The sequence below is a fragment of the Nonomuraea indica genome (assembly GCF_002850745.1).
Classification (GTDB): Bacteria; Actinomycetota; Actinomycetes; order Streptosporangiales; family Streptosporangiaceae; genus Nonomuraea; species Nonomuraea indica.
The window spans coordinates 375,901-391,618 of sequence record NZ_KZ559469.1; the positions used below are offsets into that span (position 1 = coordinate 375,901).

The window sequence follows — 15,718 nt, forward strand, 5'->3', positions numbered from 1 at the left end:
TGAGGAATCCGCTCACCGGGCCGACCTGACCGCCGGCCCCGCGACGGGGCAGCGGCAGCAGGCGATCGACGACATGGCCTCGGCCACCGAGGCCCGCCGCGCGCTCAACCCGTTCTCCGACCGGATGAGCGGTCTCGACCTCGCCACCGGCTACGCCGTGCAGCGCCCGGACAGGGGATCGACTACCGGGAGCGCTCGGGTGCTCCCCGCGCACGCGGGGATGGTCCTGCGGGCGGCACACGGACGGTGGCGCTCAGCCTGTTCGGGAGGCTCGACCAGCCAAATGGGTGCAGGTGTGTTCCTCGTATACGCGGTGGTCGCGTCCTCAAGCCGCGTCCGGCCTGAACAACCTGTCGGGTGCTCCCCGTGGAGCGGGGTAATCCCGGGGAGCCTGCCAGGCTGGTCCAGCGAGCGGGCGTGCTTCCGTACACGGCATACGCATCCGGTCCGGTCTTCTCTCAGAATGCGGCCCACTGCTAGGTGCGGCACCACGCTGTCAGCGCCCGGTGCCAACGGGAGACAGCGGCACAACAGCGCCGCAAAAACTTGGCCGCGTATGGCCGTAGCTTGCTGTTGATGACCATGGACAGTCGGACACAACGAGAGAGGCCCATCACCGCGTTTTCACTGGTGAGGGGCCTCTCTATGCTGGTGTGGCAGGTGCAAGGTTCGAACCTGCGTAGGATGAGCCGACGATTTAACAGGGCGTCGCCGGGCCTGGCTACACACAGCTTCCGACCTGCGGTGCAGTCGAATGGCGAATCGCTGGCTTCGAAGATCGTTCCGCGCATGTTCCGGATCATGAAGAACGGCGGACTCTACCGGTAGTCCTCACGTGTGCCGGCCACAGCTGGCCCGATGTCCGTTGGCAGGTGGCCAACGGCCAGCGACACTGCCTCCTGTGCTGTCGTGGTCTCGCCCAGCACTGCTCCTTGCCACGAGGCTTTCACGACGTAACCACTGCCCCGATGGGCTTCCAAGCACAACACGTCGGCCGAGAATCGGAAGCCAGCGATCGCTGAGAGCCGCAACGACCAGTGACTTGTGTAGGGAAAGAGCTGCCGGAGTTGGGGCTCGGCGTTGGCGGCTTCGATCAATGCGCGGTATTCGGGCCATGGCGCTTCTTCCGCGTCCTGCCGCATCCACAGCCACTGCTCCGACACCGTCTGTGTCGGGCCCTGCTCGGCGGCCTCGGCCAACCGGCACAGTTCGACGAAGGGCGTAGAACGTTGGATCCCTCGTAGCGGTGTCCCGTCCCGCCATTCCCTCGCGGCCTTGGCGACCTCGGACAGTTCTTGCGCCGTGCCGGAGACCAACTCAATGCCTCGACCCCAGCCGCTAATCGACCAATAGCGCTCGATGTGTCCGGCGTGGACCTCAAGGGCGTCACGAAGCGGTGTCGTGCTTGGGACTCTGGCATAGAGCAGCGGCTCCCTCTCGTTGGCCGCCACAGCGCCGAGCTCGAATCCATGCTCTATAGCCGCCTTCTGCAGGGCCGCTGCCAGACTCCCGATGGCCGCCACATCGGGATAGAGATCGGCCGGGTCTGGGGTCGTCACGATTCCGAGTCTGCCAGCGATCGCCCGCGCCTGGGCGGCGCAGAGAGATCCGCACAATCCGGCAGGCCGGGGCTGAGGGACGAAGCCCTGGATCGTCGATCGCCCCTGACCACGAACGGCGACCGGCCATGCCGTGGCGATCGTAAGAGCTGTACCTGTGCGGCGGCGCGGCAACCTCGGCCGGTGCGTTCGGTCGGTACGGCGAGGCGGGCGCGCGGTGCCCGGCCCGGTGTCCCGCGGCCGTCCGTGACCGGCCCCCAGGCCGCACGCCCGGTCGGCGGGCGGAGGGCCGGGGGTACGGTGGCGCGCCGCGCCGCCGCTTGACTGGCTGCGGCTGCACGATCTCCGCCACGCCTGCGCGTCGTACCTCCTGGCGTGCGGTGCCTCGCCGCGAACGGTCATGAAGACGCTCGCCACAGCCAGATCGCGCCGACCATGAACACGTACGCCCACGTGCTCCCTGACATCGAACGCGCGGCCGTCGACGCGGTCGCCGAACAGCTCTTCGGATGACACGACGCAGCGAAAAGGGCCGGACTCCCCGCAACGGGATTCCGGCCCTCATGGCTGTGAAAGCTGGCTGTACGACCTCACCGAACAAGATCGAGGAGAGGCGTTCGAGCTGGTAGGGCGCCCGGGGCTCGAACCCGGAACCTACGGATCAAAAGTCGATAGGCATTATGCTGGGCCATGTCGCAACGTATCTTAATGTACCATTCGGGCCGCGAAGGTCGGTGTCAAAAACGTCCAAGAATGCCGCCCGGCGCTATGCCGTATCAGGTGCCGACGAGTATTCAGCGGGCAACCAATGGGCGGGTGGCATCCCTTGACCGTTCCCATTTTATATTCGGTTCGCGAACTGACGTTCTGGGATGGTCTCAGCCCGCAGAAGGGTTTGATCAAGCACTTGACCCATGATGATCGTCCTGAAAACGGATTACTCATATGCCGCTTGACCTGCGTGGACGGAGTTTTCCGGCAGGCGCAAGGCCGGGGCTCTGCCGCCGCTGTGGTCAGCGCCCGCCAGCGGGTGTGAGTTCGATCTTCAGGACGGTGTCGACCGGGTCCGGCAGTGGGTAGGTGAAGTGCCCGACCTCGCCGAATTGGACGAAGGGGATGTCAGGGTAAGGGGCTACGACCCACTCGTCGCAGAGCTTGAGCTCGCGTCCATCGGCGAGCAGAGTGATGCGCTCGATGGCGTCCTTCGGCAGACCCGTCAGCGGCAGCGGCCCAATCGGGGCACGCAGGACGTGGGCGTACACCGCCGAGCCGCTGCGCGTGTAGTAGCCCCATTCGGGGGTGCCGAACTCCGCGGGGCCGGCGCCGTAGATGGACTCGCCGTTGGCGGCTAGCCAGCCGCCGATCCGCCGAAGCCGTTCGACGGCCTCGGGCTGGATAACGCCATGCCGGTCCGGACCCACGTTGAGCAGCAGATTTCCGCCCTTGGCGACGCACTCGACCAGCTTGGTGATCAGCTGCTCCGACGATTTCCACAGGTCGTCACCGGCGACGTGTCCCCAGCTGTTGTTGAGTGTGACGCACGCCTCCCAGGGCACCGGTGTGCCGTCAGGGGTGCGGAAGCCCTCGACCGGGATCACCTGCTCAGGGGAGACGAAGTCCCCACAGTACGGGGTGGGCTCGTCGGTGACGATGGAGCCCGTAGCTTCGCCACTGGTCTCCAGACGATTGTCCATGATGACGTTCGGCTGGAGTTCGCGGACCATCCGGACGAGTTCGGTGGCGCCCCACTCCTCGGGTCCCATCCCCTTGTAGGAGAAGTCGAACCAAAGAATGTCCAGCTTCCCGTAGTTGATGCACAGCTCCCTCACCTGCCCGTGCAGAAAGGCCCGGTAGGAGTCGAGGTCGGGCCGGTGGGAAGCGAAGGCGGGGTTGTCACGCTCGGGGTGCGCCCAGTCGCCGTAGTGGGGGTAGTCAGGGCGGCTCCAGTCCAGTAGCGAGAAGTACAGGCCGACCTTGATGCCGCGGGCGCGAAAAGCCTCCAGGAACTCGGCGACCAGGTCCCGGCCGATACCGTTGTGCATGCTGCCGTAATCGGTGTATGCCGTGTCGAACAGGCAGAATCCATCGTGGTGCTTGGCCGTCAGCACCGCGTACTTCATACCGGCCTGCTCGGCGAGCTCGGCCCAGCCGTGTGGGTCGAAGTCCTCCGCGCCGAAGCCGTTGATGGCGAACTGGTAGTCGGCGAGCGGGATACGTTCGTGGGAGCGGATCCACTCTCCTCGGGCGGGGACGGCGTACGGTCCCCAGTGGATGAACATCCCGAAGCGGTCGTGCTGGAACCAGGCAGATCGTTCGAAGCGTTCGTCGCTCATGCCTTGACCGCCCCGGCGACCATCCCGCTGACGATGTACTTCTGCGCTGCGAGGTACACGGCGACCACCGGGAGCATCGTCAGGACGAGGTTGGCGCACACCAGCCCGTAGTCGAAGCTGTGCGTGGTCTGGAAGGTGAATACCGTCATCGGCAGGGTCCACCGATCGGCGTCGGGAATCAAGAAGAGCACGTTCTGAAACTCATTCCAGGCATAGGTGAAGATCAGGACCAGCGCCGTGAAGGTGACCGGCCGCAAGAGCGGGAAGACAATGGTGAAGAACAGCCGCAGGGAGCCCGCGCCGTCGAGTAGGGCGGCTTCGTCGATCTCGCGGGGCAGCTGACGGATGAACCCGACGTAGGTCAGGGTGATGAACGGGATCTGCACGGCGATGTCGGTGAGGATCAGGCCAAGGTAAGAGCCGCCCAGACCGATCTCCTGCAGCAGTCGGATCGCCGGGATGAACGCGAAGGGTGCGATCAGCCCGGACAGCAGGTAGCTGTAGACACCGCCGGAGATTCGCCCGGGGCGGCGGGCGATCACGAACGCGGCCAGCGAGCACGCCAGGATGGTGCCTGCGGTGACCATGGTCGTGATCAGGATGCTGTTGCCCAGAGCCCTTAGCGCATTGCCGGTGGTAATCACCGTCAGGTAGTTGTCGAAATGCCAGCTCTTTGGCAGGGCGAAGCTCATCGACCCGGCTTCCGTAGTCCCCTTGAGGCTGGTGATCACCACCAGGTATAGGGGGGCCAGGAACACCACGGCGATCAGGGTCGCCATGCCATAAGTGGCAAGAGCGGTGAGGTTCTTCCGGGCACGGTGCCTTGCCGGTGCGAAGCTCATGCCGTCGCCTCCATCCTGCGGACGAAACGGTTGATCACCAGGGCGACGGCGGTGATCAGGAGGAACTGGACGACGTTGACGGCGGAGGCATAGCCGAGGGCACCGGTGTTCAGCTGCTTGTAGACATAGGAGGTCAGGACCTCGGTCGCGGTGCCGGGGCCGCCGCCGGTGGTGGCGTAGATCATGTCGAAGGCCTTCATGCCGGTGATGAAGGTGAGCAGCGCGGCCAGGTTGATGGCGTGCCGGATACAGGGGATCTTGATGTGGCGGACCGTTTGCCAGGCTCCGGCTCCGTCGAGCTGCGCGCTTTCGATCAGTTCTCGGGGCACCGACTGGAGGGCGGCGAGGACTAGGACGACCGTCCAGCCGACGCCCATCCAGGTGTCCACCGCGGTGACGGTGTAGAGGGCGAGGTCGAAGCTGCCGAGCCAGTTCTGGGCCAGGCCGAAGGGTTCCAGAAGCGCGTTGACCGGCCCATCGGCCTTGAGGATGTAGCCGAAAAGCAGGCCGACCACGATCGTGGAGAACATGATCGGCAGGTAGACCACGACCCGCAGGACCTTGACGCCGGTGAAGGCGCGGTTGAGCAGGAAGGCGATCGCCACGCCAAGCCCGGTCTTGCCGACGGTGACGCAGGCGGCGTAGAGGAACTGGTTCTTGGTGGCGTTCCACAGTACTGAGCCGTCGCCGATCATCAGGCGGTAGTTCGCCAGGCCCACGAAATGTGTCTCACGGTTGTACGTCGAGGCGTCGGTGAGCGACAGATACATGCCGAAGAAGGCGGGAAGGAGGAAGAAGACGGTGAAGATCGCGACTGCCGGGGCCAGGAACGCGTACCGGTAGGTGTGGATGACACCTGATCTGGTGGCGCCTACCGTGCCCGCTGGCGATCTCCGCTGCCCTTCCCTGCGCCTGATGGCGGCGAGGCTCATACTGTCTCCGATCTCGGGCTCCGGGTCAGAACCCGGTGGCGGTGGCCTTGGCGCCTGCGCTCTGCCATGCCTTCTGGACGAGCTCGCCGAACGCGGGGACGTCGACCCGCTTGCCAATGAGCTCCTGGTAGGCGGCGACGATGTCGTCCTGCGGTTGCGGGATGACCGACTGCTGGTCGAAGGGCACCACGAATCCGCCTTGGTCGACCAGCTGCTGCAGGTCGGCGACGGCACGGGACGGGCTGGGGGCCTTGACGTCGGTGAAGGCGGAGACGCCGGGATTGGCGTGCATGAACTTCTGTGCCTGCGGCTGGGCGATCATGAAGTTGAGGAAGTCCTGGGCCTGGGTGGCTGCCTTGGAGAAGGTGGCGATCTTGAGCAGGTTGGGCTTCCCGAGGCCCAGGGTGCTGGGGCCGTCCGCCGCGGGCAGGAGGAAGAAGCCGAGGTTCGCGGACGGGTTGGCCTTGGTGATCTCCGCGAGGGCCCAGGTGCCGTTGATGATCGCACCGGCCTTGCCGTTGGCGAGTGCCGAGGTGGCCGACTCGTACGTGGCGGTGAGGGCGTCGTCGTTGGTCAGGCCCTTGCCCACCCAGTCGGCCAGCGCCTGGTACTGCTGGTTGAAACCGGGCACGTCGGCCCACTTGATCTGGTTGGCGTCGAGCTTGGAGACCAGTTGCTGGTCGGCGCCGACGAAGGAGGCGTTGACGGAGTTGCGGTGCTGTAGCAGTGTCCAGCCGTCCTTGCCGCTCAGATACAGCGGGGTGACCCCGGCGTTCTTGACTTTCTGGAGGGCGGACTGGAAGTCGGTGAGCGTGGCCGGCGGCGTGGTTATGCCGGCTTTGGCGAAGACGTCCTTATTGTAGATGACGCCGCTGGCGTGGAGACCGTCGGCGCTGGGGGTACCCCAGACCTTGCCGTCGTGCGAGGTGATCGCCTTGCGGACACCAGGCTCCAGCCGCTCCAGCCAGGGGCCGGTGGCCGGGTGCATGATCGCGGCTTTGTCCTTGGCGGTGTCCTGGCCCGCGAAGATGTCGACGCCATTCCTGGCGGCGAGCCGGGCCTGCACCAGTGAGTCGTAGTTCGCGTCCGGCACCGGTGTGAGGGTCACGGTGTGGCCAGTCTGCTTCTCCCAGGCGTGCACGTTGTCCTGGAAGCCGGGGACGTTTGCCCAGGAACTGGGAAGCATGTAGGTGATCGTGATGTGACCGGCGGGGCCGGTACCGTCTTCGGAACTGGAGCAGCCGGCGGCGACCGCCGTCATGGCGAGCGCTGCCGCACCGATCACGGCGGTTCTCCGAATTCTGGGCATGACAGTTTCCTCTTCTTGCTGGGGGCGTGGAGTGAAGAGCGTGGGGCCCTACACGGCGGAGTGCAGGGACTGGACGTCGATCCGCGCAGGGAAAGAGGGATCGCCGAGCAGGTTGCCGAAGGCGTGGGTCAGTGCCAGTTGCAGCGCGCCGAGTGCGGGGCCGAAGGCCGGATGCTCGGTGACAGCCAGCTTCACCGGGTATGCCTTGCTCATCATGGCGTGTAAACGCGCCGTGATGAGCTCGATCAGGGTCCTGTGGTGCGCGAGCGGCCCGCCGAGGACGACCAGTTCCGGGTCGATGGCCAGAGTCAGATAGGCGATATGGCGCGCGGCGCGTGCGGCGAACGCCTCCACTTCCTCCTGCCTGCGCGGGTCGCCGCGATGGGCGGCCTCCAGGATCGGCAGGAACGACTCCACGTCGCCCCAATGCGCCGGTGCCGACAGGCCGTCGTCTATCAGGTTGAGTTCACCGGCGAGGTTCCTGCTGCCTCGGTAGATCCGGCCGTCGAGGACGATACCGGCCGCCAGTTCATGCCAGGCCAGGGCCAGGGCGAAGGTGTCGGCACCGCGCGCCGCGCCGTAGGCGTGCTCGGCGAGCGCTGCGGCGTTCAGGTCGTGTTCCACGATCAGGGGGACCTTCCCGAACGCTAGACCGGCTTCGGCCGGGGACAGCCCCTCAAGGTCGGGGTAGTGCGGCGCGTAGCTGACTCGCCCGTCCGGCCCGATGCCTCCGGTGAGCGAGATACCCAGGCCGATCCAGCTACCGTGGTTGGCCTGCAAATCGGTCACCACACGGTCCAGACGCCCCCGCAATGCGCTGATCCGGTCCCGCCCCGATCGGGCACCCGTGTCGTGGTACCGGCCGACGTGCAGGATACGGCCGCTGATGTCGCAGACCAGGATCCGCTGGTCGTGCTTGCCGATCTCGGCGCCGATCACGAACCCGTGTCGGCCTCGGAACCGGAACCGGGCGGCCGGCCGGCCGCCGCAGGGAGTCGGCGACTCCCCGTGCTCGGCGCCCGACGTGATTTCGACCAAGTGCGGGAGTTCGGCGAGGCGCTCCTTGACCGTGGGTCTGGACAGCCCGGTCGCGGACGCCAATTCGCTGAGTGTTGCTTCGCCAAGAGCGTGCAGTGCCGCGGCGCAGGCCACCGTGGTCGTTCGCCCGGAGGCTCGACCGCTGGCTGCGAACGTGGACATAGCGCACTCTCTTCGGGTATTTCAAGCGTGTTTCGAATCCGGCTTTCGTAACCGGGTGGGAGGACTGTAGGGGACCCTGCGCTAGGCAGGCAACACTTCTGAAAGTAGCGGGTCGCTCACTTTCATAACCTGCCGAGCCGCCGTCCATGAAGTGACATGTCCTGATGGGTCCTACGGATATGGAGCCTTGCCGAAGGACGTTTCCAAACTCTTCATGAGACGGACCTATGTCGCCTACGTTTCCGCTACCTCACCCCATGCGGCCCCTCGCGGGCCGGTGAACCGCAGGAGGCAGCGGTGGCAGACTGGGAACACCTCAAAGCGAGATCCGACGCGGGTACGGCCGACGGCCTTGGACGGCGGCAGCTTCTCGGCGCGATCGCGGCGATCGGAGCGGGAATGGCCGCTTCCGGCCTCTTCGGCGGGATCGGCGGCGGTACGGCCGCAGCCGCGACGACCGCCGCCGCCCTGCGTGCAACGATCGACGCGACCCACCCGGCCCACCTGATCAATCTGGGGCAGAGCGACGAGCCGTACCAGGGCACGCTCGCGCAGCTGTGGAAGACGGTCCCCGCGAGCCTCAAGCCCTACTGCTACATCAACCTCATCCCCGGCAGCGAGATCCATGACGTCCCGGCCGCGACCGACTGGATCCAGGCCAAGCTTGATGAGGCCGAGGCCGCCTGCATCCCCGTGACCGTGCAGGTCGCCCAGGGGGCCACCGGCGCCCAAGCCATCCCGGTGAGCAAGTGGCGTACCTGGGCGCAGACCCATCCGAAGACATTCGTCGGCCTCAACGCGGCCGAGCTGTACAACGGCATCGACCAGAGCAACTACCTGATCAGCCTGTTCAACCTCGTCGGTGAGCAGGGCATGTTCTTCTTCTGGACCGACACCAACATCTTCGGCACCCACGGCATGATGCTGGACTACATGGAGCGCAACGCCCAGTTCCTGCCGACGATGAAGGCGAATGCCCAGAATCTGGCCTTCCTGAACAAGGAATCGTACGCCACCGGCAGCACCGACGCGCTGCTGAAGGGTCTCTGGCTGACCGGCTACATCGGCAACTGGGGCTCGTCGAGCGACTGGTGGAAGTGGGGCCTCGACGGCAAGGGCGTCTTCCCCGGCGGCAGCGGAGAACAAGACTGGAAGTACATCCTGCAGTACCCGCATGCCCTGCAAGTCCAGTCGATCGTCCGTGATCTCTCCCAGGGCGCGACCTGCTTCCTTCTGGAAGCCTCGTTCTTCACCAACGGTGCGCTCGGAAACCGCTATGCCGGCGCCCAGTTCGGCATCTACCCTCTGCTGCAGGGCGTCGCGAAGGGCTGGATCAAGATCCCCACCCGGGCCCAGGTTGCCGCCCAGCAGCAGGCCCTGGCCAAGGGAATCGACAGCTTCTCGACGCCGGGCTGGAGGAACTCGGTCAACAACGCCATGGCGGTCGACGGACGCTACGGCATGATCTCACTGGTGCCTGCCACGATGCCCGCCGCAGATCTGTCCGGCTTCACCACTGTCACCTCCAAGCAGCCCACCAGCTACTACGACGGCCTGTTCCCCGGCTTCGCCAGCACAGGCAACGGCTGGGTGGTGCGCTCCGACGGCACGAGCAAACAGTGGTACTACACCAACCCCGTCATGTGGGAGCAGCGTAAGACCGCCTCGGTCATCCCGCTGACGAACGTGCCCGGCGCGCAGGTGACCATCAGCTCCGACGAGCACACCAGCGTGATCATCCAGGAGAACCCGGCCAACCTGGGCGTCCACATCTTCAACTACCGCCTCAACCTCACCGACGCCATATCCCAGGTCACCGACCAGGCGACCACCGTCACATTCGGCCAGAACTACATGGCGCCGAAGCTGGACAGCGCCGGTAACCCGATCGTCAACGCCGACGGCTCGATCACCACCGTCGGAAACCGCACGCTCCCGGACCAGACCCCATGCGACCTCCGCAATGTCACGCTCACCATCGTCGGAACCTGGAACGGCGGGCGACCGCGCGTGGTCTTCGACGACTACCCCGGCATGAGCCGTCCCTACACCAACACGCAGACCTGGGACGCCACCACCAAGACTCTGGTCCTCGCCCTTACCTTGAACGGCACCAGCCACTTCAACGTCCAGATCGACGGCGGCGGCCCGCACGTCCTGCCGCGCACCGGCTGGACAGTGAAGTACGTCTCCAGCGAGGAGCTCACGGGCGAGAACGACCCGGGAACCAACGTCCTGGACGGCAACATGTCCACCTTGTGGCACACCCGGTGGACCGGCGCTACCCCGATCCCGGTCTACCCGCACGAAATCCAGCTCGACATGCAGGCGGCCCGCTCCGTCTCCGGATTTACCTACCTGCCTCGGCAGGACGGAAGCACGAACGGCTGGGTCCGCGACTACGAGTTCTACGTCTCGACCGATGGTACGAACTGGGGCAGCCCAGTGGCCACCGGAATGTTCGCCATCGATGCCACCTTGAAGACCGTCAGGTTCCCCGCTGTCACCGGCCGGTACGTGCGATTCCGCGCACTGTCAGAGGCCAACAGCAACCCATGGGCGTCCTGCGCCGACCTGACCGTCATCGGTTTGTGATGCACACGCCGACGATCCCACCGGAGTTCACGAACGCATGACCGTGCACCACCGGGACCTGGCCGTGCTCGCCGCGGCCGGGTCCGCCCTTATCCTCGACCTTTCGGGCCCCGGCCTCCCTGCCGTCCTGCACTGGGGAGCTGATCCCGGCGGCCTAGGCGACCCGTACGACCTGCTCCTCGCCCTGGCGCCAGGACGGCCCGTGGCTTCGGTTGACCAGCCGGTGCCGCTGCGGCTCGTCCCGCAGCAGGCCGACGGCTGGACCGGACGGCCGGGGATCACCGGCCACCGCGACGGGGCCCATCCTCACCTCCGCCTGGAACTGTCCGAATCCGTGCCCGCCGCCGACTCGGACGCGGGCGGCGGACACCTGCGAATCCACAGCTCCGACCCCGTCGCCGGGCTGACGGTCCACACGGACATCGAGATGGACCGCTTCGGCGTCATCAGGATCCGGCACGACATCACCAACGACGGCCCCGGCCTCTACACCCTCGACAGCGCCGTCTGCCTCCTCCCGGCCGGCGACCAGGCGACAGAAGTCCTCGACTTCACCGGCCGCTGGGCCAACGAGCGCCAACCCCAGCGCCGGCCCCTCCTCCACGGTCTGACCCTGCGCGAGTCCAGGCGGGGCCGCACAGGCCATGACGCCACCGGCGTCCTCGCCGTCGGACAGGCCGGCTTCGGATTCCGGCACGGCCAGGTCTGGGCCGTACACACCGGTTGGAGCGGCAACCACCTCCACTACGCGGAACGTGTACCCGAGCATGGCCCGATCCTCGGCGGCGGCGAGCTACTCGGGCCAGGCGAGATCCGTCTGGCTCCGGGAAACTCCCACCGAACCCCCTGGACCTACTTCGCCTGGTCCGCTACCGGGCTCGACGGCCTCTCCGAACGCCTGCACCGGCACCTGCGAGCCCGCCCCGGCCACCCGCGCGCACCCCGGCCAGTGACGCTCAACACGTGGGAGGCGGTCTACTTCGACCACCGCCTCGACAAGCTCACCGACCTGGCCGAACGAGCCGCCGGCGTCGGCGTCGAACGCTTCGTGCTCGACGACGGCTGGTTCACCGGACGCCGCGACGACAGCACGGGCCTGGGCGACTGGACCGTCGACCTGCGACTCTGGCCGAGCGGGTTGCACCCGCTGGTCGACCGGGTCAGGGCACTCGGCATGCAGTTCGGGCTCTGGGTCGAGCCGGAGATGGTCAATCCCGACTCCGACCTCGCTCGGGCCCACCCTGACTGGCTCCTCACGGCACCCGGACGGCTCGCCCCAGCGGCCCGGCACCAGCAGGTTCTCGACCTGGCCCGCCCCGAGGCGTACGAGCACATCGCAGAACGACTGCACGCGCTGATCGACGAGTACGGCGTCGACTACCTGAAGTGGGATCACAACCGCGACCTGCTGGAGGCGATCCACGACGGAAGCTTCGGCGTCCACGCCCAGACAGCGGCCGTCTACCGGCTGCTCGACGAACTCCGCCATCGGCACCCCGGACTGGAGATCGAGTCCTGCTCCTCGGGCGGCGCCCGGATCGACTACGGCATCCTGAAGCGCACTGACCGCGTCTGGGCCTCCGACACCAACGACCCGGTGGAGCGCCAACGCATCCAGCGCTGGACCAGCCTGTTCGTGCCCCCCGAGCTTGTGGGTTGCCACGTCGGGGAGGCCACAGCCCACACCACCGGCCGCGCCACCGCGCTCTCCACTCGCCTGGCCACCGCCCTCTTCGGTCACGCCGGCATCGAGTGGGACCTGACCCGGTGCCCCGACGACGAACTGGCCGAACTGGCCGCATGGGTACGGCTGCACAAGCGGCTGCGCCCCCTGCTGCACGGCGGGACCACCGTACGCATCGACCACCCCGACCCCGCGGCATGGCTCCACGGCGTCGTCTCCGACGATCGCCACCACGCGGTGTTCTGCTTGGCCCAGCTCACCGCCCCGACAGATTCCGTACCGGCCCGGCTCCGGCTCCCCGGACTCGACCCAGATCTCCCCTACACGGTGACCGTATGTCCCGAGATCCGGCCCACCCAGGCACACCTCAGCACGGCGGTCCCCTGGGTCACCCGGGGAACAGTCCGCGCCACCGGATCGATGCTCAGCACAGTCGGCCTGGCTGCGCCACTACTCGACCCGGCGCAATGCCTCGTGCTGGAAATCCTGGCCGAGTAGCGCTTGGCCGGTCAGGAGCATGCCAAGATCCTCGCCGCGCGGCACCGGTCGGGGGCGCGTCGACACGCGGCCAAGCACCGGGTCTGTCCAGTTAACGGCTCTGTCTCTCTTTCGGTGGTGACGGAGCGTTAGGCCAGAAGGATGCGGTGGCGGAGCAGCGTGAAGCCGGCCCGGCCGTGCATCTGGCGCATGATGCGCTTGGTCTTGGTGTTCACGCCTTCGGCCCCGCCGTTGTGGAAGGGCAGGGTGAAAGCCGCGTAGACGGCCTCGCGGTCCTGATCGACGCCGCGGATGAAGGCGTGCAGGTGAGGCAGATCGGCGGCACGGGCGGTGGTGATCCAGGCGTCGAGGTGGTCGGCGTTGCCCTCGTGTGGCCGAAGCACGTGGGCGAAGCCGCGGACGAGCCCTGCGAGGTCGATCATCTCCGGGCAGGCGGCGGTGAGGTCGTTCAGCAAGCGGCGGTGCTCGTCTTCGAGGTTGTCGGGCCGGGTGAGCAGGAGTCGGGCAAGGCGGCGTGGGGAGGTGGGCAGGCGGTCGGCTTCGACCCGTCCTTGGGTGATGTAGCGGTAGAGGAGGTTGAAGCTGCCCGGGTAGCCGAGGGCTTTGATCTCGTTGAACAGGTGCGGGACGGGAACGGCGGGGTCTTCGGCTCGGCGGCGCCGAAGGTGGTCGCGGTAGGGGTCGACGAGGGTGGGCCGGTATTGCGGGGCGCGTTGCAGACGCATCGGTTCGGGCACACGCGCGTAGCGTTTGACGGTGTTGAGAGCCAGGTTGAGCCGGCGGGCGCATTCCAGCAGGCCGACGCCTTTGCCGAGCAGGTCGTGGATCTGGTGCCAGCGTTCGCGGGTGGTCTGGGCGCGCTTGCCGTCCTGCAGGGGCGGTCCGGCCTTGGCCCAGCAGGCACTATGTGCGGCGACTTCTTTCAGGACGGCCTCGCCGAAGTTGTGCCACAGGTGCCAGCGGTCGGCGACCTGGATGGCGTGCGGCAGGGCGCGGCGGATCGCTTCGGCATAGGCGCCTGAGCCGTCTCGGCACACGATCTGCACGCCGGGGTGGGCGCGCAGCCAGGCGTCCAGAGTGTCGGCGGTGCGGCCGGGCAGGACGTCGATGCGCTCGCGGGTCTCGGCGTCGATCAGCACGGTGGCGTAACGGTGGCGCCGGCGCAGCGCGAAGTCGTCCACTCCCAGCACCCGGGGGACGCGCGGCTGGGGCAGGGGCAGACGCAGCAGGAGGCGCAGTGCGGTGTGCCGGGACAGGCGCACCGCCAGCGCGGACAAGACTCGTATGCCGGCGCGTCCGGCCAATTCGCGGACCACCGAGCCGATCTGGGAAGCCAAGCGGGGTGTGCGCCGCTGATAGCGCTCCAGCACACCGGGAAGCTGTTCGCGGAAGGTCTGGCGGCAGCCACGGGTCGGGCAGACCAGACGACGGATCCGCACCACCACCAGCACCCGGCGTGCGTCGACCGGGACATCGGCCAGACTGCGCTCGTGATAGCCGTGCACGCGCGCTGTCTCGGCTCCGCAGGACGGGCAGGCGATCGACCCGTTCGGGGTTCGCGCCCGGACCCGGATCTGCCCGCCCTCGTCCGTTATGTCTTCCACCACCAGCGGCGATAACCCCGAGAAGACCGCATGCACAAGCTCGTCGACACCGATCACAACTCAGCGTGACGTTACGGCACCTTCCGTCACCACCGAATCTGAGACAGAGCCGAAAGAGAGACAGAGCCGTTGTTCTTGCAGTCCCTCCAACCCGCTCCACTGGAAGAAGCACAGGGCTCCGAATCACCTCCGGGGCCCTTCTTCTTGGCCGCGTATTAGCCGTGGCCGTTCCGGATCATGCGCGTCGACCAGGGGAAAGGCTCATGATCCATTCCGCGTATATCCCGGGGCCAGCGACAAACAGCCGCTCAGGGCTGCCCACGGCTGCACACCCCTGAAACGCAGAAGAGGCCCCGCAGGGCCTCTGACCTGCAGCTACTGCTGGTGGCAGGTGCAAGGTTCGAACTTGCGTAGGCTGAGCCGACGGTTTTACAGACCCGTCGCGATAGCGCCCTGACCTGCAGAAACTCCTCGACCGACCATTCCTTGGCCGCGTTTCGCCGTAACAGGCCTCAGACGCCATGCGGCTTGCCATCCACGGGTTGCCTGAGAGCGTCCCATAGGCCCCGGAGCATTGCGGTGGCGACGACTACGCGTTCGCCGGTCCTTTGAACCATCTCCGCATGCCCGGGCTTGTCCCAGCGCCCAGGCCGCAAGGCACAAGGTGGCGATGACGACGCTCCGCTGTGCGGGGACCATCCCGGCATGCGGTTGTGACCACGTTGGCTGCGAAGAGGTTGACGGTTTCCCCTGAGGAGGCGAATCGACAAGCGGCCCGGGTTGGGGCTGATCGGTTCGTCACTGTCAGGGCGGCCGCCCTCCTCGCGCATGCGCACTCTGGTTCTGGTGGATGAACTGAGGGCCAGGATCCGGGTTCGCAGTTACCCGGTGCCCATGCGCTGGAGTCGGATGCAGGGGCACCGCCGATGTTGTGTGTCTGGGTTCAGGGCGGATCGCTGGGCCAGGATGTTGGTGGAAGTCTGGGCCCCGCTTGTGCTGGTTCGGGGATGGGCGAATGCTGCGTACTTGGGGCACGCGCTTGTTGGTCGCCTGTGGAGTGGGCAGCGGCCGGGCGCGGCGCGAAGGGGCCCCGGAGACCGGCCGGTCACTGCGGTTGTGTGTTCCCGCCACGCTGGAGGCCGGTGATGGCGTGGTCGGCACG

The 15,718-nt window shown here is 66.9% G+C and carries 9 protein-coding genes; 2 read left to right on the top strand and 7 right to left on the bottom strand.

The window, feature by feature from the left end; all coding sequences use genetic code 11:
• Window positions 1-818: 818 nt before the first annotated feature.
• The 6 genes from CXR44_RS13410 to CXR44_RS13435 all read right to left on the bottom strand — a co-directional run bounded on the left by CXR44_RS13410 (window position 819) and on the right by CXR44_RS13435 (window position 8,175).
• On the bottom strand, window positions 819-1,559 hold the full coding sequence (locus tag CXR44_RS13410; RefSeq protein WP_144069947.1) for a DUF6193 family natural product biosynthesis protein: 741 nt from the start codon (window positions 1,557-1,559) through the stop codon (window positions 819-821).
• 1,013 nt (window positions 1,560-2,572) lie between these two features.
• The gene (locus tag CXR44_RS13415; RefSeq protein ID WP_101786157.1) at window positions 2,573-3,892 is read right to left on the bottom strand and encodes an alpha-L-fucosidase; all 1,320 of its coding nucleotides are present in this window, start codon (window positions 3,890-3,892) and stop codon (window positions 2,573-2,575) included.
• Entirely contained in the window at window positions 3,889-4,734 is an 846-nt protein-coding gene (locus CXR44_RS13420) for a carbohydrate ABC transporter permease (RefSeq protein WP_101786159.1), read from the bottom strand. The genes CXR44_RS13415 and CXR44_RS13420 overlap by 4 nt, the downstream gene beginning before the upstream one ends.
• Window positions 4,731-5,666: a carbohydrate ABC transporter permease gene (locus CXR44_RS13425; RefSeq protein WP_101786160.1), complete on the bottom strand. Its 936-nt coding sequence runs from the start codon at window positions 5,664-5,666 to the stop codon at window positions 4,731-4,733. Before CXR44_RS13425 ends, CXR44_RS13420 begins: the two co-directional genes overlap by 4 nt.
• Window positions 5,667-5,691: 25 nt before the next feature.
• Entirely contained in the window at window positions 5,692-6,852 is a 1,161-nt protein-coding gene (locus CXR44_RS13430; protein WP_180903379.1) for an ABC transporter substrate-binding protein, read from the bottom strand.
• 171 nt (window positions 6,853-7,023) lie between these two features.
• The gene (locus tag CXR44_RS13435; protein WP_101786164.1) at window positions 7,024-8,175 is read right to left on the bottom strand and encodes an ROK family transcriptional regulator; all 1,152 of its coding nucleotides are present in this window, start codon (window positions 8,173-8,175) and stop codon (window positions 7,024-7,026) included.
• Window positions 8,176-8,472: 297 nt separating this feature from the next.
• Here CXR44_RS13435 and CXR44_RS13440 point away from each other — a divergent pair, with 297 nt between their 5' ends.
• Both CXR44_RS13440 and CXR44_RS13445 read left to right on the top strand, forming a co-directional pair.
• Window positions 8,473-10,770 carry a discoidin domain-containing protein gene (locus CXR44_RS13440; protein ID WP_144069948.1) on the top strand — a complete coding sequence of 766 codons (2,298 nt, stop codon included), beginning with the start codon at window positions 8,473-8,475 and terminating at the stop codon, window positions 10,768-10,770.
• A gap of 37 nt (window positions 10,771-10,807) precedes the next feature.
• A complete protein-coding gene (locus tag CXR44_RS13445) occupies window positions 10,808-12,952 on the top strand; it encodes an alpha-galactosidase (RefSeq protein WP_180903381.1) in 2,145 nt (714 codons plus the stop codon).
• A gap of 128 nt (window positions 12,953-13,080) precedes the next feature.
• On the opposite strand, the gene CXR44_RS13450 is transcribed toward CXR44_RS13445, so the two are convergent.
• Window positions 13,081-14,613, bottom strand: a complete 1,533-nt coding sequence (locus CXR44_RS13450) for an ISL3 family transposase (protein WP_101786168.1) — start codon at window positions 14,611-14,613, stop codon at window positions 13,081-13,083.
• Window positions 14,614-15,718 lie beyond the last annotated feature (1,105 nt).

What these genes read in the sequence shown, in the direction of transcription:
- CXR44_RS13415 (WP_101786157.1), bottom strand. Translation starts at nt 3,892, where the DNA reads ATGAGCGACGAACGCTTCGAACGATCTGCCTGGTTCCAGCACGACCGC.
- CXR44_RS13420 (WP_101786159.1), bottom strand. Translation starts at nt 4,734, where the DNA reads ATGAGCTTCGCACCGGCAAGGCACCGTGCCCGGAAGAACCTCACCGCT.
- CXR44_RS13425 (WP_101786160.1), bottom strand. Translation starts at nt 5,666, where the DNA reads ATGAGCCTCGCCGCCATCAGGCGCAGGGAAGGGCAGCGGAGATCGCCA.
- CXR44_RS13430 (WP_180903379.1), bottom strand. Translation starts at nt 6,852, where the DNA reads ATGCTTCCCAGTTCCTGGGCAAACGTCCCCGGCTTCCAGGACAACGTG.
- CXR44_RS13435 (WP_101786164.1), bottom strand. Translation starts at nt 8,175, where the DNA reads ATGTCCACGTTCGCAGCCAGCGGTCGAGCCTCCGGGCGAACGACCACG.
- CXR44_RS13445 (WP_180903381.1), top strand. Translation starts at nt 10,808, where the DNA reads ATGACCGTGCACCACCGGGACCTGGCCGTGCTCGCCGCGGCCGGGTCC.